Origin of the sequence: Aquirufa esocilacus (assembly GCF_042715595.1) — a bacterium.
GTDB classification, from domain to species: domain Bacteria; phylum Bacteroidota; class Bacteroidia; order Cytophagales; family Spirosomataceae; genus Aquirufa; species Aquirufa esocilacus.
In genome coordinates this window covers 383,616-409,485 of sequence record NZ_JBBKXX010000003.1, presented here as the reverse complement: position 1 = coordinate 409,485, position 25,870 = coordinate 383,616, and the positions used below count along the sequence as shown (strand labels likewise).

Genomic DNA, 25,870 nt, shown 5'->3' with positions numbered 1-25,870 from the left:
AGTCATTAGCCCATATTGTGGTAGACGTTTTGTACATCGTCGTCCTCTTCTAGACGCTCGATGAGTTTTTCTACGTCAGCCACTTGTTGTTCTGTTAATTCTTTGGTTTCGTCAGGAATTCGCTCGAAATCAGCTCCCATTAACTCGTAGCCTTTTTCTTCTAAGAATTTTTGGATCCCGCCAAAAGCAGTGAATTCCCCGTATATATTAATTTGATTTGTTTCCTCATCTAAGAATACTTCATCACCCCCTAAGTCAATCAAGTCAAATTCTAATTCTTCTAAATCGATCTCTGGCTTCGCCGCAATCTTGAATACAGATTTGCGAGTGAAGATGAAATCTAGCATGCCTGTCGTTCCTAAGCTACCGCCACATTTTGTGAAAGATGAACGGATGTTTGCTACGGTACGGTTGATGTTGTCGGTGGTGGTTTCCACTAAGATAGCGATACCATGTTGTGCGTATCCTTCGTATACGATCTCTTTGTAATCCTCTTGGTCTTTAGACGTAGCGCGTTTGATGGCACGTTCTACGTTTTCTTTCGGCATATTAACCGCCTTCGCATTTTGGATGATCGCACGTAAGCGTGAGTTAGACGATGGATCGCCACCGCCAGCTTTAACGGCAATTACAATATCTTTACCGATTTTGGTAAATGTTTTGGCCATTTGACCCCAACGTTTGAATTTTCTCGCTTTTCTAAATTCGAAGGCTCTTCCCATAGTTCTGTATTTTACAATGCAAAAATAAAACAAGCTGATGGAATTCCGCTATCCCACCTAAAAAAAATCCCCCTACAGTACCCCGATAAATAGCTAATAAAAATGGCTAAATTGCAAGAATGAAAAAATATGTCTGTTTCCTTTTTGTTTTAATGACCACCTCGCTTTATGCGCAAAAGAAGAATGAAAACTTCCAGATGCATATCACAAAAAGTACGGGTGCAATTAAAATAGATGGAGTACTAGACGAAAATGCTTGGTTTCAATCTGCTGCGGTCAGTGATTTTATGATGTGCAATCCCTTTGATTCCCTGTGTGCACAGGTGCGAACGGATGTGAAGATGACCTATGACGATAAATATATTTATATTTCCGCGGAATGCTTCTTAAAAGAGCCGGGGGCCTTTGTGGTGGAATCGATGAAGCGCGATTTCGGTTTCGGGGTGAATGATAATTTTTTAGTTTTCATCGACACGTTTGAAGATAAGACGACGGGTTTTGCTTTTGGGGCGAATGCGGCCGGGGCACAGTGGGATGGCCAAATGTCTGAGGGTTCGAAAGTGAACTTGAACTGGGATAATAAATGGGAGTCGGCCACCACCTACAAACGGGATTCGTGGATTTTCGAAGCAGCGATTCCCTTTAAGTCGATTCGATACAAAGGTAATGTGAGTCGCTGGGGGATTAATTTTTCCCGCTATGATTTGAAAGCCAAAGAAAAGTCCGCCTGGGCTCCTGTCCCTCGGCAATTTCCCACTGCTTCTTTAGCTTATGCTGGGGTACTGGTTTGGGATACACCGCCGCCTACGCCTAAGAAGAATGTTTCCCTGATTCCTTATGTTTTATCGGGCGTGACGGCTAATTACGAAACGAAAGATCCCACCTCGATGCGCAACCAAATAGGGGGTGATATTAAGGTGGCTATTAATTCTGGATTGAATTTAGATATGACCTTGAATCCGGATTTTTCGCAGGTAGACGTAGATAGGCAACAGACAAATTTGGATCGTTTTGAGCTCTTTTATCCGGAGAAACGCCAGTTCTTTATAGAAAACTCAGATTTGTTTGATGGTTTTGGGACAGATAATATTCGGCCATTTTTCTCCCGTAGAATTGGTTTAGCCTTGAATCCTAAGACGGGAATTTATGAGCAGACACCCATCACGTATGGCGCACGATTAAGTGGAAAGTTAAACCAAGATTGGCGGATTGGGGCCTTGAATGTGCAGTCTGAACGAATTGATGCGAAAGGGGTGCCTACCCAAAACTATTCCATGGTCGCCTTGCAGCGCAAGTTATTTGCACGTTCGAACTTTGGGGCCTACATGGTGAACAAGCAATCGTTCATTGATACGGATTTACAGCGTTCGAATGGTTTTCAGTCCTATAACCGGGATTTAGGATTTGAGTATAATCTGGCTTCAGCGGATAATTTCTGGACAGGATCTCTTTTTTATGCGAATACCATTAGCCCTTTGCAAAAGGATCGCAGTTTCTCGCAGGCCGCATCTTTAGCCTACAAAGACAATGATTGGTCTTTCGGATTCAAAGAGTCGTGGGTAGGGGAGAATTACAATCCAGAAACAGGCTATGTTCCCCGTATCAATTATGTACAAACGCAGTTGGATGCGTCAAAGAATTTCTATCCAAAAAACATGTCAACAAATGTGTTTTACACGACGCTTTCTGCGATGACGATGAGCTATTGGAATAACCAAGGCACTTTTACGGATAATACCTCTTATGTGGCATTTGAGGGTACGATGAAAGATCGCTCCACTTTTGGGGCTTATTTGTCCTATGATTATGTAAAATTATTGTACGATTTTGATGCGACCCGCATGGGCAATACCGCCTTGAAAAGGGGGACGGAGCATGATTGGTATGCCTTGAATGCGCGTTATGGATCTTCTCCTATTAAACTATTTACCTATTCCTTGACGTCCAGATTCGGAGGGTATTATGGACAAGGATGGCGCACCGGAATTACAGCAGATATCGGTTACCGCTTCCAGCCTTATGGTAGTTTCTCCGTAGCTTTAGATTATAATGATATTGTAGATGTGGCTATTCCGGGGACGGATGTGGCAGCTGCGAAAAAGGTGTCCTCTAATTTTTGGATTATTCGTCCCAAAATTGATATCACTTTCTCAAACAAATTATTCTTTGCGACGTTCTTTCAGTTGAATCAGCAAACAAAAAATATCAACCTAAATGCGCGTTTGCAATGGCGCTACAAACCGGCTTCCGATCTGTTTTTAGTGTACACGGATAATTATTTTCCGGAGATCATGCAAATTCGTAACCGCGCATTGGTGTTGAAATTGAATTATTGGCTTAATTTGTAATCAAAATAAAAAAACAACTCTATGAAAAAGTATCTATTGCTATTAGTAAGTTTCATTTCATTTAGCGTTTTAGCGCAAAAACTAGCGCCATCGCCAGCTGCAGTGGCTTCACAGAAAGTGGGAAACACAGAAGTGATGATTAAGTATGCGCAACCGTCAGTAAAAGGACGTTTAGTATTTGGCTCGAAAGAGGCGAAAGCGCTTGTTCCTTATGGGGAAGTTTGGAGAACCGGTGCAAACGAAGCAACTACGATCGAAATCTCGAATGATATTACGGTTCAAGGCAAGACCTTAGCGAAGGGAGTTTATTCTTTATTGTCTATTCCAGGCGAAACAGAGTGGACGATTATCTTTAACAAGGAGGCTAAAATGTGGGGTGCTTATACCTACAAAGAAGCGAGTGATGTGTTACGTGTAAAGGCGCGCGTAAGCGAGCACGCTCACACGGAGCAATTCACGATCGGAATCACGGCTGCAGGCCAAGTGACGTTAGATTGGGATAAATCATCCGTATCTTTCTACTTGAAATAATAACTAGAAATTGATAAAAAAGCGGCTCAGAAATGGGTCGCTTTTTTTATTGCCAAAATTCGTTTGAAATACACATTCCTTTGGCTATTTTTACTCGTAATTGACGATAAAACAAGAATATATGAAAAAGGTATTGATAGCGGAAGATAGCTCAGTAATTCAAAATCTAGCGAAGAAGATTTTAGAATTTCAAAATTTTGAGATCCACGCCGTAAAAAACGGACAACAAGTATTAGATGAATTAGCGAAAGCTGAATTTGATATTATCTTACTTGATATCAATATGCCTGTCATGGACGGTATGGACTGCGCTCGTGCGGTTCGTGCGTTAGCAGACAAGAAGAAAGCGGCGATTCCGATGATTGCTATCACTGGAAATGCACGTAATTATTCAATGGATGATTTTAAAGCAGCCGGATTCAATGATTTCTTAGCTAAGCCTTTGAACTTCGATTCATTGGTTTCTCAGGTGAAAGCCTTAACGGAATAAGCGCATGTCCCCGTCCAAGGTAACGTTTTTAGGAACGGGAACTTCTCAGGGGATTCCGATGATCGCGTGTAACTGTTCGGTTTGTACTTCTACAGATGAACGGGACAAACGACTCCGCGTTTCGATTCAGGTCGAAATAGGAGGTAAAAGCTTCATCATAGATACAGGTCCAGATTTTCGTCAGCAGGTCCTGAGGGCCGGAGTTAAGCGAGTGGATGCCATTCTGTATACCCATGAACACAAGGATCATACCGCCGGTATGGATGATGTGCGGGGATTTAATTACCATCAACAATCGACGATTCCCTTGTATGCTCGGGCTCAGGTCATTGAGCAGTTGAAAAGGGAATTTGCCTATGCTTTTGGGGAAAATAAATACCCAGGCGTGCCTGAAATCGATGTATACGAAATCGATGGACAACCCTTTACGGTTCAGGGAATTGATATCCAACCCATCTTCGTGAAACATTATTATTTAGATGTGTTGGGATTTCGGTTTGGGGATTTTGCCTATGTGACGGATGCGAATTTCATCGCCCCAGAAGAGCAAGATAAACTGCGCAACCTAGATGTCTTAGTGATAAATGCCTTGCGTAAAACGACTCATATTTCTCATTTTACGTTAGCAGAAGCACTCGATTTAATTGCTGAATTAAAGCCTAAGCAAGCGTACATTACGCATATTAGTCACCAAATGGGTCTCCACGCCGAAGTGCAAAAAGAATTGCCCTCTAACGTTTCATTAGCCTATGATGGGCTCGTTTTAACTCTATAATATGGCAATGAAAGCGGTTTTATTCGATATGGATGGCGTGATCGTAGATAATTTACCTTATCACGTTGACGCTTGGTTGCTATTTTGTGAGCGTAATGATATTCCTTTGACGAAAGAAGTTTTTTACCAAGAGTTGAATGGGATGAATTCGAAAGACACTTTCGAGTGGTTTTATAAAAAAGAGATGACTCGGGCGGAAGTAGAAGTGCTGGAAGAGGAGAAAGAGCTGCTGTACCGGGAATTTTATGCCGCGCATAGAAAGCCAGCGGATGGACTTTTAACCTTTTTAACTGATTTGCGTTCTAGAGGAATTAAAACAGCTTTAGCGACCTCTGCGGGTCCTGGAAATATTGATTTTATTGTGGATGGCTTAGGAATTCGGGATCAGTTCGATGCGATCATCGGTGGGGCTGAAGTAACGAAAGGCAAGCCAGATCCGGAAATATACTTGAAAGCGGCTGCGCTCGTGGGTGTCGCGCCGGAAGATTGCTGGGTGATAGAAGATTCACTCCAGGGTATAGCCTCTGGATTAGCCGCAGGTGCCCGCGTGGTAGGAATCACCACTTCGCATTCGGCTCAAGAATTAGCCCATACGCAATTCATTGCCCCTAATTTTATTGGTTTGTACAATCAACTGGCTACCCTATGAGAAATTTACTCTTATTATTCTTGTTCATTAGCACGGCTACTTTTGCCCAAAAGGGCCGCTATAAAATGGAGATGGTGCCGGGCAAAATCATTAAAGAATATACGCCTGAGTACATGGGCTTGAAACGGGATTTGCCTGCGGGTTACACGGAGAATATGCGCGCGATTTTAGCGGAGGCTGCGGCGATTAAATTAGACGCCTCGACCCAAACCAAGGCCACAGCAAATATCGTTTTAACTTACGAAACGGTTCCGCCTGCGGATGTAAAAGCTGTTTTCGAAAAGGCAGCGGCCACTTGGTCTACGGTCTTTTCATCGGATGTGCCCATCAATGTCTATGTGAAATGGGCCTCTTTATCTGCGAATGTATTAGGAAGTGCGGGTTCGTCCGTGAATGTACGAAACTTTGTAGGGGCGAATCGTTTAAATACATTTTACCCTATTGCTTTGGCAGAAAAAATGGCTCATAAGAATCTAAATGGGTCAAATGCAGATATCATAGCGACCTTTAATTCTGATTTTACCGCTTGGTATATTGGTACAGATGGCGTGCCCACGATTAATCAAATCGACTTGTATTCGGTGGTTTTACATGAGATGGGTCACGGTTTAGGTTTTATCGGGCAAGTGAATGTAGATAATGGCGAGGCAGGTTATGGCTATCCGGGTATTTTTGATCAGTTTATGGTGAATGCAACCGACCAAAAATTGATGGACACCCTCAATTTTAAGAATCCCTCTGCGGCGTTATATACCCAAATTACTTCCGGCAAAATTAATCTTTCATCCCTCGCTATTTTACGGGAAAATGGAAGCGCCGGTAAGCTATATACTCCAGCTACCTACTCAGATGGGTCGAGTATTTACCACGTGGATCAAGTGAAGTATAAGGTAGGTGATCCGAATGCTTTAATGACACCCCAAATCGCACGTGGTGAGGTAACTCGTAGTATCGGGCCTATTGTGACCTCCGCTTTTAATGATTTTGGCTGGTATTCTTCGAATTTAATTGGCGAGGAATATTCGGATACGGAGGACCAGGCTACGGATAAGGTTTTTTCTGTGAAAGTGTATTCTGATACGCTTTGGGAGGAATCATCCTTAAAATTGTATCTCGCGATTAATTCTAACACCTTTACAGCGGTGTCAGCTTTCGCAAAAACGGGTAATACTTATTCCTATACATTACCTAAGAGTGCGGCGAGCAGAAATATTAAGTATTACTGGTATGCTCAGGAGAAATCTGGAAAGAAATTTGTGACACCGGCGGAGGCCCCCATCATATCAGGAACAAACTTGGGTAGTTATTTTGAATTCAATATCGCGCCAGATACGACGAAGCCAGAGGTAGTTTATTCGAATCCGCTGAAGTATATTTTTAGTTCGCAGACCTCGGTTCCACTCCCTACTTTGCTGGCAGCAGATAACATCGGGATCGATACAGTGTATATGGAATATTCCATCAATAGTGGCGCTGCGATCCGCAAAGGCTTTACGAAAGTGGCTGGGTTGAGTTTTAGTTTTACCAATAGTTTTGATTTTGCCGCGGGCTTATTGAAAGCAGGGGACGTGATTAAATACCGGATTATCGTCAAGGATAAGGCCAAAACCACGAATACCGTCACACTACCTACCACGGGTACCTATGATTTTGTCGTAATTGGATTACAGGGTGCGGTAGCGAATTACAAACAGAATTTTGATACGCCTCCTACGACTGATTTTTACTTAAAAGGATTCACTTTTGCACAGCCATCCGGGTTTACTACGACGGGTTTACATAGTGCGCATCCGTATGCAGATGGCTCAGAAGAGTCCTATAATGGGGCTGGAGGGTCAGATAAGTTTACGAACAGCGATGCTGTCTTGTTGAAGCCGATCACGGTGCGGGCAGACACCTCAAGAATCTATTTCGATGAGGTCGTTTTAGTGGAACCAGGTGAGACTGGGGCCTCTTTCTTGAATTCGGATGGAACAGTAAATCGCAGTTTTTATGATTATGTGACGGTACAGGCCTCGAATGATTCGGGTAAAAATTGGTATAATCTGATCAATGGTTGGGATTCGAATTTCTCTACTACTTGGTTGAATGCCTACAATACGGGCTTTGATTCAAAAGGTAATTCGACCGGGGTGGGTTCGGCTACGTTGGTCAAAAAACGGGAAATTGATATTCTCTCTTCTGGTAAATTCAAAGCCGGCGATCAACTCGTCTTCCGCTTCCGCTTACATGCAGATGTAGGAGCGCATGGCTGGGGCTGGGCGATTGATAATTTGAATATCCAGGGTTCCGTGGCTCCGCCACCGCCACCGTTGGTTTTAGCGGCAGAGCCCACTTCGTACTCCCCTGAATTGGTTGTTTCGCCTAATCCATCTTCGCGTTTAGTGAATTTGCGTCTTGCCTTAGGTTCAGCTGACGAAAAGGTGGTAACTGGGATTGTCGGATCTCAAGGGCAATGGATTCAGCAAGAAAGCTTGCAAGTAAAAGGGAACCTATTAGAGAAGCAGTTCGATATTTCAACGCTGCCAGCAGGCACCTATTATATACAAGTGATCACGAATAGAAATGTATATAATAAGCGAATTATTGTGGTTCGCTAAGGCCTAGCAAAGCTTTTTACTTATCTTTGCAGACTTAATCATTAAAATTAGCCCTATGTCTTGGTTTTCAAGAAAAGAAAAAGGAATTGTCACCCCCACCGCCTCTAAATTAGATGCTCCGGATGGTTTGTGGTACCAATGTCCTTCTTGCAAAAAAGCGATTCATACGCGCGAACACCGTCTGTTTGCCTACACCTGTTCTAGTTGTAATTACCACGAAAAAATCGGTTCTCAAGACTATTTCGAGTTGTTGTTTGACAATTCACTGTACACAGAATTAGATCCGATGATGGGTTCCGGTGATCCATTGGAGTTTACGGACACAAAAAAATACACTGATCGTATTAAAGCGACGGAATACAATACAGGCTTAAAAGATGCGGTTAGAACCGCGTACGGCGAGATTAACGGTTTGCCTATTTGCATATCAGCCATGGACTTTAACTTCATTGGTGGATCCATGGGTTCCGTGGTGGGAGAGAAGATCACCCGCGGGATGCGCCACTCTTTAGAAACAGGAAAGCCATTCTTGATGATCTCTCGCTCTGGGGGTGCCCGTATGATGGAGGCAGGTTTTTCTTTAATGCAGATGGCCAAAACCTCTTCGTTAATCGCTCTACTAGCTGAAGCTAAGATTCCTTATATCTCTTTAATGACGAATCCGACTACGGGTGGTGTGACGGCTTCTTTCGCGATGCTAGGGGACTTTAATATAGCAGAACCCGGTGCTTTGATCGGTTTCGCAGGGCCACGCGTCATCAAGGAGACGATTGGTAAAGATTTACCGAAAGGATTCCAAAGCGCTGAGTTCGTCGAAGAGCATGGCTTCTTAGACTTCATCGTAGATCGCAAAGATTTGAAAGATAAATTGAGTTCCTTGTTAGGGATGTTGAAATAGGAAAAAGCCAGCTGAGAAGCTGGCTTTTTTGTTATAATAGTTTTTTTAGTACGTCATCCCAGGTGCGGTAAGTATTCCAAGATTCCGTTTCGTAGGCCCATCCGAATGGAATTAATTCTCCTTTGAAATCTTTGGCCCCATTCGCCTCTCGGTCATCGATTAAGTAATCCCCTATTAAGAGATCCTTTCGGTGTGTGATGATCATTTTCTTTTTAAAGAGATCTTGAAAATGCTCTTCAATCCACTCTCTCTTATGCATAGCGGATTCGACATTTCCCCAGGTAGCGGATGTGGCAATAAATAGCTCATACAAGCCAGAATCAGCTAACTTGAAAATGGACGCTATGGCGCCATTGATGGGTTTGGGATTTCGGAAAATGCCCGGAATTTCATCGGGATTATGTTGATAAATCGATTTATACTCAGGGTTAGATTCAAAATGGTAATCAATTTGGCCTTGGAAGTCAACAATGACTCCATCCATATCGATGTAGATTATTTTTCTGTGGCTCATCTTTACGCTAACTAGTTTCCGGGGTAGGCTCCTTGCCAAATACTCCCGAAGTATTCTTCATTGATAAGAATGTCTAATCTGTCCGTTTCGCCTCGGAGCGTGACATCAATATCTTCTAAATTCGATGTATAGTTTTCGAAGATAAAGTAGGGGTTTACCTCGCCATCTTCGAAACAGTTTTTAGGTAAACGCTTTATGTCGCCCTCTTTCATCGCAATTTCAAATCCATTGTCTCCTTTTCCGGGTGAATGGAATTCCCAGCCAAATAACGTATCTAATCCCTCTTGGAATCCTTGTGATTCGATCGTAGTAAACAGGCTAAAAAGATCTTGTTTGTCCACCTGTGTTTTCCAATAAGAGTCTTCATACGTTCTCGCTATCGTTAACCAAATCTCTTGGCCATTCATATCGACGGTATAGTCTTCATTAAACTCTGTTCGTGTTTTATGGTAGGCGATAATTTCTACGATGGTATCCTCTGAAAACTTCCGGCGATTTATGTCTTTGCGAAGTTCAGGGACACTTGATTCAATGATCTCATAGCCGGTCGCGTCTCCGGTAATCCAATATTTGTAATCTTCCAGTGTGTCAAATGTAACGCGAGAAATACCCAGCTCATTTTCAACCACGTTCCACGAAATAGTATCTTCTCTGGCGAATTTTTTAACGACTTTTTTCCAAATGTTTTTATAGATCCCCACTAATACGAGGAGATTTTTAGAATAGGGTTCATTGATAGTTAAAATTCCCTCATGTGACAGTAGATTAATTTTAATAGAGGCCACGTCTTCCTCTATAATTTGAATATCCTTAACGGTATCCCACGAGAAGATCAGTTGTAATTCATTCTCTTCGATGCAATTGCTGTGGAATCCATCCATGTTTACGTATAAGAAACCAGGTAGTTCTTTGTTTGAAATATGGACCATCGACGTAAAAAAGAAAGGGCTATGATTATCTACTTCGTAACCTTGTTCTTTTAAGGCTTCACTTATGTATGCCAAACCCGTCAGCGCATTTTCCTCTTTTATTTTTGCCGTCACCTTTTCGATTAAATCAGCGTCGTCTAAATCAAATTCCCCCCAGAGAAATTGGCTTGATTCCTCTTCATTTTCGTCCTCTTCCTCCTCGTCTTCTTCTTCCACTTCTTCTCCGGGTGACATGAAGCTGTAAACGTATTCACTTTCGCAATAGAGAAGAATAATGCTTCCGTTTGCGTAGATTGTCTCAGCTGCGTACTCTTCTTTGTTTTTGCTTACTTCTGATTCCCCTATTTTTTCAGTTAACCCCTCCCAATCCTCTAGATCAAGGATGCTAACTAAGTCAAAATCATCATTGGTGACAGTTTCTGTGTCCAACGCTTTTTGGAGGTTTTTAGCAGAAATTTCATAGAGAATTAAGGAGGCCGGAATGCTTAGGGCATCTAATTCGTCCATCAGTTGGCTATCCAAACCCTCGTTTAGTTTGTCGGTAAACGTAGCTACTAAGGTCTGAAGATTGGGAACTGCAGGTTTAGTCGCCGTTTTAGGCGTGGTTTTCTTTGCTTCACCTTTCAGTTCAGAAAGGAAATCGAGTGCTGCAGCGATGGCGTCCTCCACCGAGGCGTAGGCAGGATTATTGGCTATTCGCAAGCCTTGGGCATAAGCTTCCGTGTTGTTTGATCTACTTAAAATAGCGTTATTAAAATCCTCATCTCGGCAATAGAAGCCTATTTTTATCTCATTCTTTCCGGTGTTGAAGAATAGGTGAGTTCCCTTTTTAGGGTTGATGGAGGGGATATGTATGTCCAAAAAATTGTCCTTGTCCACCTTTTTTGCCTCGGCATCAGGAAAGGCTTGGGAGATTTTTGCTACTAATTGCTCTTGAATTGATTTCACTTTGCTGATAGATAAAATTTTGTAATTACCGTAGAAAAATACAAGATTTAGAAAATAAAACAAAGTGTTTGCTCTAGGCCAAAGGTTAGCCACTTGCTTTTATCCTTTTAATAAACGTATTTGGATCAAATAGGCCATATAAATATTCTTATTATGTCATTACAAGAATCATTGTTAGCGGGATTGAAAAAGAGTTATCCTGAATGTACCGTTAAAAAAATAGATAAGGATAATTTTTTGGACATACATATTCCGTCTATTTCAAACGCCAAAGCAACCCATTTCTTCTTTAATACGCCTAAATCAGGCATTAAAGTGGGTTTTTATTGCCGGGATGAGGATTTTGTCAAAAAGACCGTAAAGAAAAGTAAAAAGCTGGAAAGCTATTCGCAGGGCATTCGTCTAACGAATAATCCCGTTTTTGAAACGCCAGAATTGGCCGTAAAAGCTGCACTAACATTAGTAGAATTGATGACTAAGGAAAAGGTCAAAAAGGAGGCGAAGCCTAAGGTAAAAGTTGCCAAATCAACTCCAAAAACGTCTTCCCCTCAAACGAAGTCAAAAGAAGTGGGTTTGCCGCCAATCCCTAAGGTGACAGAAGAGGTAAATAGAGAAGTTCATCCTTTAAGTTTTTGGCAACGAATACTGAATCTGTTCAGATAATAGTTTATCTCTTTTTTGTGACAGAATACGCACCAGAAATGGTGCGTATTTTTTTGTTTCGATTTTTTTTGTTTATTTTATTTAAAAGGAATAGTACTATTTTATTCAATTTTAGTGCAATTCCGGTAAATCAACGAATTCTAACAAACTACTTATGGCAAGCTCAATCTTTTATCAGTTTCATGTTGATAAATGTTTAGTTGATTCGCATTTGTTGGATCATTTTAAAAATGATGGATGGCATTTAAGGGAGAATGAAGATCAGTTTTTTGCCAAATATGAGTGGCCAGATATAATTCTTTCCAAAGATATTATTAAAGATGATTCTATTGAAGCGCTAGGTTGTTATAAAACGTATACGAATTATAGAAGAGAAGGTTCAATTGTATTGTTTTATAATAATATTCTAGAAACTGCAAATCAATATAAAGTAAATAAAAGTTCTGCTGAATCGTTAGAAAAGATAGTTCAATATTTGACAACGATAGTTTTAGTTCATGAATTTGTTCACTGGCTAATGCATTATGTCAATCCAGGTACGAAACTTCCATTCACTAGAGTTAAGGTTAAATATGAAGTGTTAGATGAGATAGAATTCCACGAGTGCTTTGCTCAGTTGTTTACATTCTATTTCGTAAACAATAAAGGAGGTTTGTATAAAGATATTTTCGATTGGCTGGAATTACGCCAGCCATCTCAATATACTGTTTATAAAGTATTAATTACAACTGGAGTTAAGAAACCTGATAGTATATACTTGTTGAAACTTTGTAAAGCTTTAGATGTACAATCCTATAATCATTTAAAAGCACTAATTTTTACTTGGGGTCTTGGAAGAAAAATAAACAGTGGGTTATTATTGACCTTGTTAGCGAAAGTGCATTCTAAGTCCTTAAATAATCATTTTTTGATAAAAGACTATTTTGCTGGAAGGTATTGTGAAAAGCCAAAATTGAAACTTATTATCTCAAAATTTGAAACTCTTTTCAGCTTATTATATTTCAGGGAAAAAACGTATTTAATTAATTATTTAGTAAAAAATGAGAAGCAATTTTTAGTTAATTTTTTAAAGTCTAATTCACAGTATAAAAAGGTCGTAAGTAAATATATAATCAAAGAGTATAACATGGTTGGTGGGTACAGTATTGATTTAATCATAAGTACGTTGTTGATACCTGGTGGTTACGGTATAATTTAATTCTATATATGAAATACAACATAGCAGGTGCCGTTGAAGCTTACGGGAAAAGTTCAGGCGAAGATACAAGAGGGTTGATTGAAGTTTTCGAAAAGATTGAGGAGGCTTTTATTACTAATGGACTTAACCGAATTAAATCAACTGTTTTGAGAATTATTGCCGCTGAAAGTACGCAGTCATTAGATGGGTATATATATGGGTGTAATAATGAAAAAATATTAAAAAATTCTTGTTTGCCTCCTACATGGATTGGAATGAGTGATGTTAACAAATTCCGTGATTTTATGGATGAAAATGGTTTACTTGTAACAGATCTTTATCCTATTGCTGTTGTTAGTAAATTCTATCGAAAAGGAAAAGTTAAAATTGGAAGTTATTTGGAAGAATTTTCCGAATATCAGGCTGAAAGAATTGCAGAGATAATTTCGAGGAATAATATTGAAGAAGTAGTGATTTGTTCTAGGTATAAATGTCACCAGGCTAAAACAGATATTTTCACACAAAAATTACAAGAGGCAATTAATAATAAGTGTGCTAAACCGATGTCTATTATTTCGCGAGAATCAATTTCAGGGAGAGGAGGTTTTCTTGATAAAAATAAGTTTAAATTATTTTTAACCTCATAATTCGGGACTACAATAATCCAGGAACTCACTAAAGTCTATATTTTCTTCGAAGAAGTCTCGTATATCCGAGGCTTCTTCTGGTTTAAGGCGCATGGCTTCTGAAAGATCAGCGCAGGCGCCCTCCAGGTCTTTTAGGAGGATTTTTGTGATGCAGCGTTGGATGAATACTTCAGCGTATTTGGGTTCGAGAGCGATGGAGGCATCAAATTCGCGTAGGGCATTTGCATGGTCTTCCATGTTGCTATAGGCAAGGCCTAGTAGGGCATGCGTGCCGCCTAGAAATTTGGTTTCCTTTTTGTCTAGGAAAAGTTGAAGTGTGCGTTTTCGGATGATGATTTCCTCTTCGTATTTTTCTTGTTTTCTAAGCACGGAAGCGATTCCTGCAAGTAGGCCATAGTGGTCAGGATAGGCGCTGAGACCTCGCGTATAATCAGCGTAAGCAGCAGCTAAATCCCCTTTGTCTTCTAGAATTTGAGCCCTAGTAAAAATTAAGTCCGCCTCGAAGTAGTTCGATTTTAGTGTTTCATTTAGCAGCGGAAGTGCTTCTTCACTGCGATTAAGGCGGAATAGGCATTTGGCTTTGGCTGCGAGGAGGCCGAGGGAATTTGGGTTAGAGGCTAGTCCTTTTTCGAGGATGGGAAGTGCGTCCGTGTACTGCTTTTTGTTCGAATAAATTAAGGCTAAGTCGATCCAAAAGACGGGTTCGAGGGGAGTCATTGCAGTTGCTTTTTCTAGGTAGGGCTTTGCTTCATCGTCCCGATCCAGTGTCATTAATTCGTAGCCCACATGGCCATAATATAAACCGGTGGGCTCTAGTTTTAGCACTTTCAGGTAGTACTGCAATGCCTCTTTGTGTAGGCCTTCATTTGAGTGAGCGAGGGCTTTTTCTTTGATTTCTTCTAAGGTTTCTTGTGCCAAAGCTTTCAATGGGGCAATCAGGCAAAATAGAACAAATAGCTTTTTCATGGATTTTTTATTTACAACGGTAAATTATTCTGAATCTTTTAATAAGTCGCCTATTTTCTATTTTTTGAGTGACAAAATTTGAAATAAGGTAGCGGTTTAGGTAGGGGTATTGTAGGCCATTTTTGTCACTGAGGTAAAGTGCGTTTAGCTTATTTAAACGTATAATTTGAAATAAATGCGGCTATTTCGGCCTTGTTTTTTGTCACTAATAATAGGCCTAAATGCCTGATAGTTAAGATCTTGTATTGTGTAAGTGTAAAATTATTCGGAAATTTGCATTGTTAATTCTGACCAAAAGAACAAAATGAGTAAACAGAATAAAATAGTCGCCGAAGCCCTTTATCTACCTACGGATGGTGTATACCAGCTGATAGATAAGCAAGGTCGTGTGGCTATGGTTCGTAAAGATTTGATCGATGATAACAAGTTAGAAATTATCGATGGCGTCATCCCACTGACAGCGGGTCAATACGAAGCCTGGTTTAAAATTCAAGAGCGAATCAAACGTGATGAAGCTCTTTTTAGGCCTAATGTTTACAAGTTCTTTGAAAGTCGGGAGTATCTAGTAGCGCATCCGGAATTGTGTAATAAATATTCTACTCAGTTCGGTGCCTTTAGTTACTGTAGTGTTTCCCCTAGTTTAGGGGCATTAGCTCTTTCCTTTCATCAAGGGGAGAGAACAATGGAGTGCCAATATTGTCAACAAAATGCCCATTTGTTTAAATCGATTGGTTCCGTTTTAAGTGGCTATTCTGCACAGGATTTTATTTGTGAGAATGAAGCTTGCCAAAAAGTAAATACGAAAGTAAAAGGTGGAATGTCAGAAACAGTCAAGTATTTTGTGAGTCTAAGTGAGACGTATACGAATCTGTATCCAACCGCTAAATCGTATGATTCTTTGAGTTTTGCTGAGATCCTTTCAGCGCTCCCAGCGTAAGGCTGTTACCTTACTTTAATCATTTTATTTATTTCTTCCAGGACTTTGGCATCAAAGCTTTTGGAAATATTTTATCAACTATAACCTTATATATCATATGGCGAATATAAAGAATTGCTTAAAAAAGAAGAATACCATTATTTATAAGATGGAACAAGAGTTTACTAAGGCGACACGTTATAACTCCATTTCGGAGAGAAATAAAACGCGACCTTATAGTGTGCGGGCTAGTTTGAATAACTGGGCGGCCTTAGCCGAGGAGTTAGTGGACTTGAAAGCGAAAGTGCATGAAACGAATGCGAAGAAAGGTATGTTACGCAGCATATTTTTGTTAAGCGAGTTGAAAAACCAGGCGGCTAAATTAAAAGGCCTGGATTGTGCGGAGGGCGTAGTAACAAGCCGCTATGACAGTACTGAAACGGTTAAACACGTGGAAGTAAATGTGTTAGAGAAAGATGCGATGTTGCTAGCCTTAGAGGCGAGAATAGAGGAGTTAGAAGATAAATTAGACCGCTTTAACCACGAAACGATTGTGGAGGGGGTATAATAGTGGGGCGCCTACACGCAGGCGCCTTTTTTAAAATATTGTTAGGGGGAGAGAATAGTTAAGACTGGCACCTATTGCAAGCCATATCTGCGGATGATAGCCGATATCGAACGTGCACTCAGCATTCATACAGTCTAAGAGTCAGCCTTTGCTTACACTTAACCTTAAGACGTTCTTTCAAGCTAATCTTAATTGTCCTTGAACCCTAACATTTTATTCAACTTAAAACCTATCCACCTATGACCCAACCAGAATACAAATTACTTCTTGACGTACTGGCTATTGAGACTTACTCGAGAGATGAGGACCAGCTCATTGAATTTTTGCTCGCGTTTTTTGCTAAACACGGGATCCGCGCCTGGAGAGATGACATAGGCAATGTGTATGCGGAGAAAGGAGAGGTAGGTACTTACCAAAAATACCCGTTAGTCGTCGCTCACACAGACACGGTGCACCGAATTCATGGGAATGAGATCATTCCTAAGAAATTACTTTTGCCTAATTATGCAGGCGAATTGAAGCCAGCTTTGAAAGGCTTTGACGCAAATGATAAACCGGTGGGTTTAGGCGCGGACGATAAAGTGGGAATTGGCATTTGTTTAATGTTGTTTTTACGACAACCGGTACTCAAGGGTTTTTTTCCTGTGCAAGAGGAAATAGGAGCTCGTGGTGCGGGCAAAGTAGACGTGAGCTTTTTGCAAAATGTTGGCTATGCCATAGAATTCGATAGCCCAGCTAATACCTCTTCCATTACGTTAGGAGGGTTTTTGATGTATAACCCGGAAGATGAGAGTGGTTTGGGGAGGATTTGGACTGATTTATTATTAGAGTTCTCTGAGAAAAGAGATACTGAATTTAGCTTAGAGCAGCATTCCTACACGGATATTGTGAAATTGCGTCCGCATTTTTCCTGCATCAATGTGCCAGTGGGGTATTATTTATACCATACTACGTCAGAGTATGTGGTAGAAGAGGAACTGTTTATGGCGTTGGATTTAGGAGAGGAATTAATTAAAAGAGCGGGTTATCGTTTTTATAATGATGCGCCGCACCCAAGTGCGAGTAGATTGATTACCCAGTTTGCGTTACATACCATGGAAATAACCGGAGACCTATAATGGAAGAAAAACAATACCTACTCGACGAGGTCCGTCGAGAAAAGTTAATTTATCAATTTTTGAGTGACGAGTGGCGAGCGGATGTGGATATCGCGCGCGCCAGTATCGAGAAATTTGGGGTGACCTTAGCTTTTGCGCCTTTGTGGATGAAGTCAGATCGAGAGCTTGCGTTATTAGCGGTGAAAGCGGATGGTCGTGCGATAGAATTTGTGAACCCAGCATTAGTGAAAACGGATCTTGAGATGTGTATCCTAGCCTTACAAAAGGATTCAGATGTGATCGAATTATTGGATCCGGCTTTACGTATGGAGGAGGAAGTTTTGCTAGCCTTATTGCAGAGCAGCTGGGGCTATAGGCCTTTCAAAAAATATGTGCCGGACGCCTTGTTGCGTAAAAAAGATTTTATGATGCGAGCGGTAGCGATTAATGGTCGCTTGCTCGGGTATGCTCCCTCTCGGATTTATATGGATCCGGAGGTGGCGTGCATTGCGGCTCGAAATTGTGGTCGTTTTGCCTTTAAGTACTTGGATGAATGTGTAGAGATTCCAGAGGTGATGCGGGAGTTTGAGTTGTTACAGGAGGCTTGTGAGGCGAAGATGGATGAATATATTTTAGAGCAAGATCCGAAGAAAAAGGATAAGTTATATTATGAGGTTATTCGTTTTGAATCTGATTTAGGAATTCGGTCTTTTCGTTCAGATAAGGTGGCTTATTCAGAAAAGGAGGAGGTGCCGGAGAAAGAGCCCAAAGGGATTCGGTTCTTCCTGATGGGGGATGAGGATTCGATGACGAAATCGGCTGGTCCGGATGGCGTGGATCCGATGCGGGTGGATGCGATTTTTCATTCGGAGAACACAAGCTATGGGGGTTTTAGTTATGCTTTGTCCCAAAGATTGAAAGAGAATCTCCACCTAAACGCTACGCTGGTGAGTCTTCCTTTGATTGATCGGAAGTCGAGTGTTTCGATTCGGAAGCAAGCCTCGGAGATCATGTCAGGTATTTTAGAAACCTGTCGGCAAAACGACTGGCATCGGATTCGATTGACGAATTTCACGTATTTGAAGTCGTGTCAGTTTGAGACGTTTTGGGGTATTGCATTAACGATTCAGGAGCAGGCTGACAATCATGCATTGACTATCTATATGGACATTGATCCTGACTATGTGAAATCAAAAAATGGGGATCAGTTGGATTTTTTAATAGGGCCAAAGTAGCGGACGTATTTCGCGTACTTAATCTGAAACCGAGAGCGTTTGCCGGTTAAGTGTTGTGACCAAACCGTATTTTGGATATCCTTTCCGGACGGAAGATTTTGTAACTCAGGATTTAACATTTTATAAGTCCTGAGTTTTCCTTTTTCGGAATAGACATCTTGTTGCACTTTGGATTTCCAATGCTCCACTTCATCCTCCGTTATGATTGGTCTGCCGGCAATGAAATTGATGCCTAAGAATTCGAAGTCTTCCGTAAATGGATCGATGATTTTACTTTTTTCGGCAGATAAACTAAGGCTCAGCAGCGCGAGTTCATCGATGAGTTTTTGTTTGATGACATGGGGGTCAAAGCTTTTCGGAATCACTAAGCACATGTCATCTGCGAAGCGATGGAATCCGATTTCAGTAGGAAAGGTAGACTTTAAGTTGCGGAGGTAGAATTCTGATAGGAATGTGGAAAGCGAGCCGCCTGTCACTACTCCAGTGGTATTCGCTAAGCTGTTAGCCGTGATAATTAACGTGCGCACCTCTGGTCGAATTCCCGTTTCTTTGGCTAAATCAGTGAATAAGATTTCGCGGTTGATGGAGGGGAAAAACTTTGTGATGTCTACTTTTAGGATTTGGGTGCCTGGGCCAGCCTTTTCGATTTCTTGCGTAATCAGAATGGCCGTATCCATGGGGTGTTGGTGGACAGAATAGGCCTTGCCCCAGCCTTGTTTTAGTTCTTGCTGTACTGTTTTAAGGACGATTTGGTCGACCAAACTATAGCAGTAGATGAGGCGACTCTTACCTGATTTGGAAAACTTCTTATCCTCTCTCACTGGTCTGAAATGATAAGGCTTTTCTGGGTCTTCGGCGTGGTTTTTCAACTTGCGAAGCATCTCTCGGTAGTGGAGGTCTGGATTCTTCAGGAAAGTCGTGGTCTTCATCCCATCAGAACCAATGGGTAGTTGCGACACGTGCGCAGGATTAGTGAACGCATCTTGATTCGAAAGCGCTAACGGAACGCGGCGTTTCCATTTAGCTCTTTCGAGTAAGAGTTGAAAGCTGTTTTCTAAATCTTGCTTAGAATACATCGGTTTATTCTTTTTCCTTTGGTTCTTTGATTTTGCCTAGGTCTACCCCCTCAAAGCCTTTGTGGCTACGGATGTTTGATTCTAGGTTTGCTACATCGCCAAAATACAATTCAGCTACCTGGCGCACTAAGTAAACCGCTTCCTTTTCAGTCAAGCGCATTGTTGTGTTTCCGATGCTCAAATCCATTCGGTTGCGGTTGTCGGTTTTAGACTCGACTGTTTTTTTAACGGAGATCATATTTTAAATGTTTAGGTAAAAATGAGGGTCTAGCGGTATAGTTTCTTACGGTTTCCAGCTCAAAGCAGCTTATGGTTATTGCGCGGTGGCCGATTGCTAGGCAAAAGGCTGTAGACCCTCGGGTTGAAATTACAAATTTGATAGGATAGTTATGCCGTGCTGAGCAATAAAAATGTGACAGTTTTATACACGTAAAAAGCAAATGAGTATTTATTTATCGGATTAGAATAATTAAATCATTTCTCCGTATGGTGCAAAAGTGGCCTTGCGCAAATAATTGCATTTATTAAACGGTAAAACATGGGTTTAAGTGACAAATAAGTGCGCCATTTTTGTGTAAAATTCGACAGTAAAATTAGTGAAAATTTTTAGTGTAAATTGTCGTAGTTTCTTAAAAATTGTCACTGTTATTTCAATATAAATATGGTCTTTATTTTAAATATAGGCATATTTGTAGATTGATATGTTGATTAAATTGTCATTAATTATGTTTGAAATAATGGTTTACTTTTGTCGGTGACCCTTTGTGAATTAATATTAATTAGTACCTTTGCAGCGAACCTCTGCAGGAGGGGAGAAGATCCCCAATTTTGAACCAAAAAACCGATCGGCTATGGAAGAATCACAAGAAGACAAAACTAAAAAGAAATTCGTGAAAGCGCAACCCACAAAAGAGAATGTGTTGAAGCTTTTGGTCTATCTCTTAGAGGCGGAAAAGCCAGTAAAAATGGTGAGTCTGGAGCGACTATTTGGAGGCGGATTCGAGTCAGATAAAGATAAGAGTCGCACTGTATTTCGCTATCTTAAGGTGCTTGAGGATTGGGGATTTGAATTGATTCGTGGAGATCATTATTCGATCAAGAAGAAAGCAAATTACCGGGAGATTCAGCTTAGTTCTTCTGAGGCTCAAGCATTGTATTTTTCAGCCCAGGAGATTCCTAATCCAGAGCTTCGGAGTATCACGCAAGAAAAGTTGTTACGTATTTACCACGAGAGCCGCAGTAAGGAAGAGTTGATCGATAAGCGTTCTTTGGCCTTAATCGATTGGTGTGAAAAACACATCAATAAGGCTAAAGTCAAATTTCAGATGATTCTAAAGAACTACACGAGTATTAACTCGGGTGAAATTAAGGACCGCCTGGTTGTTCCGGTGATTTTCAACCACGAAGCTGTCGAGATTTATGCCTATGATCTAAACGATAACGGGTCACTAAAGGTCTTTAAGTTGGATCGAATGGATGGGATTGAAAAATTGAAAGAAAAGGCTCCTAAGGAATTGAATCTGGGGAAGCTGGAGATTAAGCGAGATCCTTTTGGGTATTTGATCCATCCGGATCGGCAGCTACTTAAGCTAGACCTGAGGATGAATCTCAAAAGTTTCATTTTGTTCTCTCTTCACTTCTCAAAGTTAGTCCCTATGATAGAGCGTTTAGATGATCCTGGTAATAAAATGCCTTATCGGATTCAGTTAGAGCTCTTGCAGGTGGACGCCCTGGCTGGTTGGATGATCGGTCTCATCAACCATATCGAGATTGTGGATAGCCCGGAGTTCAAAGCGAAATTGAAATACCACTTTGATACCTTCATTGATAAAGAATTACAAACTAAATTAAATTCATAGCCCATGCAATTACCCTTATTAGTTTTTGAGGAATACGTGGATAAGTTCCAACAAAAGGTTGCCTCATTGAAAAAACAACCTGCTAGTCCGAAGCGTCGTAGACCGTCGCGCCCCTCGAGTGAGGATAATGAATTTGAGTTATTGGAGGATTCGGAGGAGGATGGAATTGAATCAATGGGTATTTCTTCTTTCTTGCGCAAGTTTAAAGAGGTATTGCCTGCAAACGACTTAGAGAAATTTGAGTTCTTGTTAGAGGCTCACTACCGTAATGTCGTTCAGTTCCAGGCACCTGAGGGTCGCTTTAGTAGTAGTTCAATGAAGGTCAAAATTCAAGGGGTGCCTCAATCATCGGAATCGATGCCTTTTATTGAATTTTTAGAAATCTTCTTTGCATTCTCGAAATTGTCGAAGGAAATTGGCATTTCTGCCCGGACATTTCCCGCATTGATGATTAATAAATGCCAGGATTGGTACCCCCAGGAGGATTTAGTTCAGAAGTTTGCTAGTTTAAATAAGGTTCAAGAGTCGTTTTTTCTTTTATATACTTTGGCGCATTATGTAAATGCTGGTTTTGCCAAGCGTATTGAGTTAACGGTCTTCCGCACGTTTGTTTCCGCCAAGGATTATTTGATTTTTATGCATTCCATCAATCAAAACAAACAGACTTTCTTGAATGAAGGATTATGGAAGATTGAAAAAGATATGTGGGATCAGGAATTGACTATTGTAGTTAAAGAGAAAGCTATTCAGCTAATCTTACCTGAGTTTAGATCAGATGAAACGGAAGAGTTCGATCGTTTCCGAGTTATTGCGCCGGCTGATATCCCGTCAATTGATTTATTTTTTGAAGAGTCCACCCAGCGTTCCTTAGATCGCTTGACGGCTATCTTGAAAGCTTGTCCATCTGAATTGTGGAATACGCGTCGTTTTGGTGTATTACTAGCTGGAGAATCAGGTTGTGGTAAGACTGAGTTTGTAATGCAATTGTGTAAGCAACTTGGACTAATGTGCGTAAGCGTTTCTTCCTTGTCGTCGAAATGGATTGGGGAAAGTGAACAAGCCATCGTACGTATTCTTGAGGTTGAATTTCCTCGTTTGATGAAAGAGTATAATAACAAGGTGGTATTGTACTTCGACGAAATCGATCAGTCGCTAGGAAAAAAAGTCGAAATAGAGACTCATTCCTCTTTTTATACGAATGCAGTGGTTAGCCAAATGTTAAAAAGTATTGATCGATTTAAGGGAATCTTGATTGGTTCAGCTAATGTTGTTGATCGTATGGAAAGCGCAGGGTTGAGACGTTTTGAAACCCTCATCTCATTTTCTTTGCCATCTCGGGCTGCTCGCAAGTCTATTTGGGCTTCTCGGGAAGGTTTTTGGCAGACCAACGAACCTTTATTAGACCGCCTTGCTGAGGTGGAGTTATCTGGCTCAGACATTCATTCCATTTGTTCCCGTGGCTTCTTCTTGCAATACGCAGGCGAGGCTTTCGCGGAGGAATCGCTTTTTGAATTAATTGCTGACCAAAGAGTCTTAGCCGCTAAGACCCGTTACCAAAAGTCAGCCAGCTCTACGATTGGATTTCAAAAAATTGCTAGTTAAACATCATCCCAACTCAAACTATTATTACCATGGAAAATATCAAATGTCCTCATTGCCACGAAGTGTTCAAAGTAGATGAAGCTAGTTTTGCTGACATCGTTAAACAGGTGCGTGATCACGAGTTCGCGGCAGAGCTTCAAAGTCGCTTAGATCAAGCGGAGCAAGCGAAGAATGCAGCTGTTGAGTTAGCTAAGGCAAACTTGAGAAATGAGCTTCAAGCTTCGTTAGGTCAGAAAGAACAAGAGATTGCGAGGCTACGTGCGGAGCAGGAAAGAGCTGCTTTGGAGCAACAGATGATGGTTAACGATGCCGTAAGTGCGATTGTGATTGAGCGTAATGAACTAGCTACGCAGTTGAGATTGAAAGAGTCGGAACAGGAGTTGGCAACTAAATCGATTGCAGAACAGCATACGACTCAAATGAATGCGATGAGAGAGATTATTCGCATGAAGGATGAGGATATTCAGCGCTATGCAGATATGAAAGCGAAGCTTTCGACTAAGATGGTGGGAGAGACTTTAGAAAAGCATTGTGAGATCGAGTTTGAAAAGTTGCGCCCAACGGCCTTTAGGAATGCCAGTTTTGGTAAAGACAATGATGCGAGTTCAGGAACTAAAGGGGACTATATTTTTCGCGAAAAAGACGAAAACGGTATTGAGTTGGTTTCGATTATGTTTGAGATGAAAAATGAGGCCGATGAAGGTAATTCGAAAAAGAAGAATGAAGAATTCTACAAAAAGTTAGATAAGGATCGCACAGAAAAGAATTGTGAATATGCTGTACTTGTTAGTCTGCTTGAGCCAGAGGATGAAATATTTAATGCTGGGATTGTGGATGTGTCTCACAAATATGATAAAATGTTCGTGATTCGACCTCAGTTTTTTATTCCAATCATCTCTTTATTACGCAATGCGAGTATGGGGGCGATGCAGTATAAAACGGAACTAGCGGCTGTGAAAGAGCAGAATATTGACATCACTAATTTTGAGTCAAGTGTAAGCTCATTCAAAGAGGCTTTCGCTAAAAACTTCAAAAATGCGAGTACTAAATTTGATTCAGCGATTGTTGAAATTGATAAGAGTATCAAGGCACTGACAAAAGTGAAAGAAGAGCTGCTCCTTTGCGAAAATCACTTACGTTTAGCCAATAATAAAACAGACGACTTGACGATTAAAAAGCTTACGCGTAATAATCCAACCATGAAGAAAATGTTTGATGATCTGGCGAATGATGGGAGTTCAGTGGAGGTGTTGGAGTGATTCTCAATTCCCTAGAAAGGCGACCGTTAGATAAATAATTTCATAGTGAATTGTGAATGAAATTCTAATAATTTAAATTCATTGTTATCTATCCAAGCATGAGGGTGAAACTATAGGTGGATTTGATACTGTACTTACTAACAAAGAATTTAAACAAAACTATTAAATACTTGAAGTTGATTTGTTACTAAAATTTTCAAGAAATGAAAATACATTTAATTAAAACTCCTGAATACGAGTTAGAAGAATATTTAAAAGTATGTGAGTTCTTGCAGTCCTTTCCAGGGCCCATGGAGTTTACTTCCACCGAATACGAATTCGATAAGAAAGATTTCTATTTTTTGAGATACGAATTGTATCCTCATCATCCATTTAAATATCCGGCTAATGATAAAGCATTGCCATATGATCCTAATCGCGGTACTCCTTTGAGCTTCAAAGAATTATTCTCTCTATGTGACTTTTACAGGAATGAAGAGAAAATTAGTTCAACTGATTTCGTAATTCTACTTACAAATCGAAAAAATGGCATGAACTGGTTTAGTGCATTCGATCAAAAAAATAATGTATTTGTTCATACTGCTGAATGGGAATTTTATACAAATGATGTTAGCCCCAAATATCCAGTGGCATATGAAGTCGTTGCCAACACGATACAAACGTTAATGAATTTGGATGTAACTACCATTCCTAATGAATTTATTCATCAACCATTTAAAGCTTGCATGAATGATTTTTGCCAAAATAAACAAGAAATTATTATCAAGCTCTCAAATGCAAGAATTTGTCCAGGCTGCATAGATAGAATTCGGAGCCAAAATGTTTCGGATGATATGTTAGCGCAGGTGCAAGATATTTTTAAAGGAATTCAATCTGAATTCGATTTTAAGATTGAAGAAAAACCATTATCTCCCTCTAAGGTGGTGGTTCACGCGAATGGAGATATTGAACTACTGGATTATGGCATTAATTTAAATTTGCCAAGTTCATGGAAAGCACTTTATATTTTCTTTCTAAAACATCCAGAAGGTATGCTCTTTTCAGAATTAGAGAAAAACAAAGATGAATTAAAGAATCTTTATAAGATTTGTAGGCCTCGGGTAAAAGATGCAATGCTAAATTCCACGATAATGAATTTGGTAGATGCGGATGGAGCATCATTTAGGTCTGCAAAATCAAGACTCAATACGAAAATTCAAGATTTATTAAAAGATCCCAGGGCAAGTTTTTACATTATAGACGGAATACAATACAATAAATTTTCAATTAACGCCGCCAGTATAAATAAGCTTGTAGATATTAGGTGCTAAAAAACAACGTTACATTGTAACGTTGTTTACTTTGTATTTTTTCATAGCCGATTAGGTTCAGAGTAATTTTACCGCAGGTTTCAGCTAGAGA

Annotated in this window: 24 protein-coding genes; 18 read left to right on the top strand and 6 right to left on the bottom strand. The window is 40.5% G+C overall.

Annotated elements, in window-relative coordinates; genetic code table 11:
- Positions 1-5 precede the first annotated feature (5 nt).
- On the bottom strand, positions 6-722 hold the full coding sequence (locus SKC37_RS10415) for a YebC/PmpR family DNA-binding transcriptional regulator (protein ID WP_377981413.1): 717 nt from the start codon (positions 720-722) through the stop codon (positions 6-8).
- Between the two features lie 119 nt (positions 723-841).
- Here SKC37_RS10415 and SKC37_RS10410 point away from each other — a divergent pair, with 119 nt between their 5' ends.
- The 7 genes from SKC37_RS10410 to accD all read left to right on the top strand — a co-directional run bounded on the left by SKC37_RS10410 (position 842) and on the right by accD (position 9,013).
- Entirely contained in the window at positions 842-3,070 is a 2,229-nt protein-coding gene (locus SKC37_RS10410) for a DUF5916 domain-containing protein (RefSeq protein WP_377981412.1), read from the top strand.
- Between the two features lie 21 nt (positions 3,071-3,091).
- Positions 3,092-3,601: a DUF2911 domain-containing protein gene (locus SKC37_RS10405; RefSeq protein ID WP_377981411.1), complete on the top strand. Its 510-nt coding sequence runs from the start codon at positions 3,092-3,094 to the stop codon at positions 3,599-3,601.
- 121 nt (positions 3,602-3,722) lie between these two features.
- On the top strand, positions 3,723-4,091 hold the full coding sequence (locus SKC37_RS10400) for a response regulator (RefSeq protein WP_130894985.1): 369 nt from the start codon (positions 3,723-3,725) through the stop codon (positions 4,089-4,091).
- Between the two features lie 4 nt (positions 4,092-4,095).
- The gene (locus SKC37_RS10395; RefSeq protein WP_377981410.1) at positions 4,096-4,866 is read left to right on the top strand and encodes an MBL fold metallo-hydrolase; all 771 of its coding nucleotides are present in this window, start codon (positions 4,096-4,098) and stop codon (positions 4,864-4,866) included.
- A 1-nt stretch (position 4,867) separates the two neighbouring features.
- Positions 4,868-5,515 carry an HAD family hydrolase gene (locus SKC37_RS10390; RefSeq protein WP_377981409.1) on the top strand — a complete coding sequence of 216 codons (648 nt, stop codon included), beginning with the start codon at positions 4,868-4,870 and terminating at the stop codon, positions 5,513-5,515.
- Positions 5,512-8,115, top strand: coding sequence for a T9SS type A sorting domain-containing protein (locus SKC37_RS10385; RefSeq protein ID WP_377981408.1), 2,604 nt, complete (start codon positions 5,512-5,514; stop codon positions 8,113-8,115). The genes SKC37_RS10390 and SKC37_RS10385 overlap by 4 nt, the downstream gene beginning before the upstream one ends.
- A 55-nt stretch (positions 8,116-8,170) precedes the next feature.
- Entirely contained in the window at positions 8,171-9,013 is an 843-nt protein-coding gene (accD, locus tag SKC37_RS10380; RefSeq protein WP_377981407.1) for an acetyl-CoA carboxylase, carboxyltransferase subunit beta, read from the top strand.
- 31 nt (positions 9,014-9,044) lie between these two features.
- Here accD and SKC37_RS10375 read toward each other — a convergent pair whose 3' ends face one another.
- Positions 9,045-9,527 carry a 5' nucleotidase, NT5C type gene (locus SKC37_RS10375; protein ID WP_377981406.1) on the bottom strand — a complete coding sequence of 161 codons (483 nt, stop codon included), beginning with the start codon at positions 9,525-9,527 and terminating at the stop codon, positions 9,045-9,047.
- Between the two features lie 11 nt (positions 9,528-9,538).
- Positions 9,539-11,404 (bottom strand): hypothetical protein, encoded by a 1,866-nt coding sequence (locus tag SKC37_RS10370; RefSeq protein WP_377981405.1) that lies wholly within the window; start codon positions 11,402-11,404, stop codon positions 9,539-9,541.
- 153 nt (positions 11,405-11,557) lie between these two features.
- Between SKC37_RS10370 and SKC37_RS10365 the strand changes: the two genes are divergently transcribed.
- The 3 genes from SKC37_RS10365 (at position 11,558) to SKC37_RS10355 (ending at position 13,891) form a co-directional block, all read left to right on the top strand.
- Positions 11,558-12,067, top strand: coding sequence for a hypothetical protein (locus tag SKC37_RS10365; RefSeq protein ID WP_377981404.1), 510 nt, complete (start codon positions 11,558-11,560; stop codon positions 12,065-12,067).
- 154 nt (positions 12,068-12,221) lie between these two features.
- Positions 12,222-13,265, top strand: coding sequence for a hypothetical protein (locus SKC37_RS10360; RefSeq protein ID WP_377981403.1), 1,044 nt, complete (start codon positions 12,222-12,224; stop codon positions 13,263-13,265).
- An 8-nt stretch (positions 13,266-13,273) separates the two neighbouring features.
- Entirely contained in the window at positions 13,274-13,891 is a 618-nt protein-coding gene (locus SKC37_RS10355) for a hypothetical protein (RefSeq protein ID WP_377981402.1), read from the top strand.
- Here the strand turns inward: SKC37_RS10355 and SKC37_RS10350 are convergent.
- A complete protein-coding gene (locus SKC37_RS10350) occupies positions 13,886-14,857 on the bottom strand; it encodes a tetratricopeptide repeat protein (RefSeq protein ID WP_377981401.1) in 972 nt (323 codons plus the stop codon). The two genes, SKC37_RS10355 and SKC37_RS10350, sit on opposite strands and share 6 nt — an antisense overlap.
- Before the next feature lie 304 nt (positions 14,858-15,161).
- Here SKC37_RS10350 and SKC37_RS10345 point away from each other — a divergent pair, with 304 nt between their 5' ends.
- The 4 genes from SKC37_RS10345 to SKC37_RS10330 all read left to right on the top strand — a co-directional run bounded on the left by SKC37_RS10345 (position 15,162) and on the right by SKC37_RS10330 (position 18,673).
- Complete coding sequence (locus SKC37_RS10345) at positions 15,162-15,794, top strand: hypothetical protein (protein WP_377981400.1); 633 nt, start codon at positions 15,162-15,164, stop codon at positions 15,792-15,794.
- Positions 15,795-15,891: 97 nt separating this feature from the next.
- Positions 15,892-16,341, top strand: coding sequence for a hypothetical protein (locus tag SKC37_RS10340; protein WP_377981399.1), 450 nt, complete (start codon positions 15,892-15,894; stop codon positions 16,339-16,341).
- Between the two features lie 239 nt (positions 16,342-16,580).
- Positions 16,581-17,459, top strand: coding sequence for a hypothetical protein (locus SKC37_RS10335; protein ID WP_377981398.1), 879 nt, complete (start codon positions 16,581-16,583; stop codon positions 17,457-17,459).
- On the top strand, positions 17,459-18,673 hold the full coding sequence (locus SKC37_RS10330; RefSeq protein ID WP_377981397.1) for a DUF4116 domain-containing protein: 1,215 nt from the start codon (positions 17,459-17,461) through the stop codon (positions 18,671-18,673). Before SKC37_RS10335 ends, SKC37_RS10330 begins: the two co-directional genes overlap by 1 nt.
- Here the strand turns inward: SKC37_RS10330 and SKC37_RS10325 are convergent.
- Entirely contained in the window at positions 18,643-19,749 is a 1,107-nt protein-coding gene (locus SKC37_RS10325) for a reverse transcriptase domain-containing protein (protein ID WP_377981396.1), read from the bottom strand. The two genes, SKC37_RS10330 and SKC37_RS10325, sit on opposite strands and share 31 nt — an antisense overlap.
- A gap of 4 nt (positions 19,750-19,753) precedes the next feature.
- Positions 19,754-19,987 carry a hypothetical protein gene (locus SKC37_RS10320; RefSeq protein ID WP_377981395.1) on the bottom strand — a complete coding sequence of 78 codons (234 nt, stop codon included), beginning with the start codon at positions 19,985-19,987 and terminating at the stop codon, positions 19,754-19,756.
- Positions 19,988-20,600: 613 nt separating this feature from the next.
- Here SKC37_RS10320 and SKC37_RS10315 point away from each other — a divergent pair.
- The 4 genes from SKC37_RS10315 (at position 20,601) to SKC37_RS10300 (ending at position 25,779) form a co-directional block, all read left to right on the top strand.
- On the top strand, positions 20,601-21,608 hold the full coding sequence (locus SKC37_RS10315; RefSeq protein WP_377981394.1) for a helix-turn-helix transcriptional regulator: 1,008 nt from the start codon (positions 20,601-20,603) through the stop codon (positions 21,606-21,608).
- A gap of 3 nt (positions 21,609-21,611) precedes the next feature.
- Positions 21,612-23,210, top strand: a complete 1,599-nt coding sequence (locus SKC37_RS10310) for an ATP-binding protein (RefSeq protein ID WP_377981393.1) — start codon at positions 21,612-21,614, stop codon at positions 23,208-23,210.
- A 29-nt stretch (positions 23,211-23,239) separates the two neighbouring features.
- Positions 23,240-24,469, top strand: a complete 1,230-nt coding sequence (locus SKC37_RS10305; RefSeq protein WP_377981392.1) for a DUF2130 domain-containing protein — start codon at positions 23,240-23,242, stop codon at positions 24,467-24,469.
- 203 nt (positions 24,470-24,672) lie between these two features.
- On the top strand, positions 24,673-25,779 hold the full coding sequence (locus SKC37_RS10300) for a hypothetical protein (RefSeq protein ID WP_377981391.1): 1,107 nt from the start codon (positions 24,673-24,675) through the stop codon (positions 25,777-25,779).
- Positions 25,780-25,870: the final 91 nt, after the last annotated feature.